This is a genomic window from Denitratimonas tolerans (assembly GCF_037203605.1).
Classification (GTDB): Bacteria; Pseudomonadota; Gammaproteobacteria; order Xanthomonadales; family Xanthomonadaceae; genus Denitratimonas; species Denitratimonas tolerans.
This window is the reverse complement of sequence record NZ_JBBDHC010000036.1, coordinates 1-2574: the sequence shown is the minus strand read 5'-3', so window position 1 is coordinate 2574 and position 2574 is coordinate 1. Positions and strand designations below refer to the sequence as shown.

General features: G+C 52.9%; 2 protein-coding genes and 1 pseudogene. 1 reads left to right on the top strand and 2 read right to left on the bottom strand.

Going from position 1 to position 2574, the window contains the following annotated elements:
- A pseudogene (locus WB794_RS13425) lies at nucleotides 1-122 on the bottom strand (ATPase, T2SS/T4P/T4SS family); the annotation flags it as partial.
- Nucleotides 123-1349: 1227 nt separating this feature from the next.
- On the opposite strand from WB794_RS13425, the gene WB794_RS13420 reads away from it, so the two are divergent.
- The gene (locus tag WB794_RS13420; RefSeq protein ID WP_337336357.1) at nucleotides 1350-2327 is read left to right on the top strand and encodes a hypothetical protein; all 978 of its coding nucleotides are present in this window, start codon (nucleotides 1350-1352) and stop codon (nucleotides 2325-2327) included.
- Between the two features lie 13 nt (nucleotides 2328-2340).
- On the opposite strand, the gene WB794_RS13415 is transcribed toward WB794_RS13420, so the two are convergent.
- Nucleotides 2341-2574: ATPase, T2SS/T4P/T4SS family (locus WB794_RS13415; protein ID WP_479686631.1), on the bottom strand; the 234-nt coding region annotated here is incomplete at its 5' end.

The window sequence follows — 2574 nt, the reverse complement described above, 5'->3', positions numbered from 1 at the left end:
TTGACCTGGGTCTGGCCGACGCCGTCGAGGTAATACTCGATCGGGTCTTCGACGGTGAGGATGTTGCGGGTGGCGTCATTCAGACGTGCGAGTGTGGCATACAACGTGGTGGTCTTGCCCGAGGTTGACTTTTGACAAGGGGGGGGTAGCTTCCGCTATGCCTATAAGGCGCTATTGGTATTCACTCTGACAGGAGCATAAAAATGCAGATAGCCTCACTTCCAAAGATCGCTTTGGTTTCTATCCTTGCTTCGTTCGCATTTCAGGCAAACGCATGCATCTATTGGGATCCGCATCGCGCTATAGATGACCCATCGGTGCGAACGACCCCTTCGGCGAAGGGTGCGCAAAACAGCTCAACAAATGGCCACAATGTCGGGGTCTATTACTACAACCCGACAACCGGACAATCAACGTTGACCGAGTCTTATTACGACCCGAACCCAGCAGCTTGGGCATATAATGCGGGCTATGTGGTTCAGTCTGATCAAAGTTTCGCTGGCATAGCTGGTAGATCCGACGGCTCATAGGGAGATGATTCTATTGCATGCTCTGGAGACGACGAAGAAACACCCACTCTTCCAACAGTCACTGCTACGGCATTCGTTCCGAGTTTTGGCTTTTTAGGAGGCGGGTTCTTCTATAGAATTCTTGGAATCGGCGGCGGTGGCGGTGGCGGTGGAAGTGGGGTGAATACAATTCGTGCAGCTGGCTACGCCACGGGCTCTTCTGATTATAATTGTGGAACTATAGAAGAGTTGCGACTTGCAGAGGCAAATTCCCATGCTCTAACTGCTGTTATGGGTGCGCGTCGAGGCGACGATTTTGTGATGACCATGCCGAATGGAACTAAGGAACACTGGACCTATATGTGTGGAGGGCGCTTTTGTGGCCCCACTGTATTGGAACCAAGCCCACGCATCAGTCCCTGCGGCTAGGAAGCTATTCTGAACAAGTCGACCTATGCTCGTCACCTGAGCAAAGGTGGGGGTCCAGCGCCTTTTGACATCGCCAGATTGAGGGCGCTGGACACCATATTCGCGGATATAATGATCTTTGTTTTGACTTCGCTCGAGGGGCCTCGATGTGTTATTTTTGCTCCAATCTGGTCAATAATTCCCAATTTGGCCTAAGGCAATGTCTGAGCAAGTCGTCACCCCAGTGAAGACATGGGATCCATTTTGCTGTTTTAGACTGGGGTCCAGTCTGCGCTGAAACGACGGAAAAAGCTTGCTCAGACATTCTCTAATGGTGGAGCAGTGCCCCCCCAAAAAAAAGGCTCTTCAGCCGGATTGAGGAAAAAACAACCTCCGATCTGTTGTTTTAAATAGCATGGCGGTATAAAGAGTATGTCGGCGAAAAAACTTTCTTTGCTCATTTTTGTTGCAGTGCTGCTGGCAATTGGGGTTTGGCTCAAGTTGCACCCAGATGTTGCTCCCTTCGATGAAGAAAGTCGATGGAAGTATTTATCTAGAGCAGAACATGACGCATCTTTCGGTAATATCGGAACAATGGCTGAAACTGCCGGTCACGGATCCGCCTTGTCGTTCGAATCATTGAAACTTCACTTAATCGAACATAAGGGACCCTGGGGCATATCAGAGCGAGCCCAAATTCTTGCTCTTGATCCTTCCAGAATTTTAGAAATACTCGATGATGATGAAATACTGGCCCGCGAAGATGGTCGAAACATGATCCGAGAAATCTATGGCGTTTGTGGGTCCGTATTAGCGGTAGCCAGCGTTGCGCCTACATCCGATCCGAAAAATACTGCTCGTATTGCCGCGATACTGGACGCGCCGGGAGCTGGGTGGTGCAAGCAGCTTCTTGAATCCCAAAGCGGCACCATCGCTTGGGGAAATATCAAGAAACTGTTGGACTTGACGCAACACGCCACACCTGCGGAAGTATCACACGGAGAACGTGTTTATCAGAATGCAGCCGATGCCATGGCTCGCGATGATGGAAGTCTTGCGCGATTGGTTCTGGATGAGGATGCGCTTCAGGTCACGGCTGCACTGGACTCAATGCATCAAGCGCACGATACCAGCGTCATTGAAGACTGGCGTCTCTTGGATAATCTGGACGAAGTACAGCGTACCGCCACATGGCAAGCACTATGGTCCGGTCTGGACTGCACGTGGATTGGAAACTGCTCGGAATACAGCTTGCCTGTGTCTTCTTTGTGCGGCATGCCACATTTCCAGTGCGATGCCGGTTCTGATTATTACACCATCATGCGTCGCAGCCTCAGCCCGGCCCAGTTCGAAGCACTGATGATGCTGATGAATCAGGTCAATGCCTGGCGTCGCCAGCAGGGTGGGTGAGCGGTCCAACCCGCTACTCCTCCCGCGTCACCCGCAGCACCTCGTCGGCGCTGGTGATGCCGGCGATGACCTTGTTCCAGCCGTCTTCCAGCATCGCGGGCGTGCTCTTGCGGGCGTGGCGCAGCAGGTCGGCCTCGGAGGCACCTTCGTGGATAAGGCGGCGCAGGGTCTCGTCGATGACGATCAGCTCGTACAGGCCAGTGCGGCCCTTGTAGCCCGCGTTACGACCCGCCGCTTCCGGGCCGGG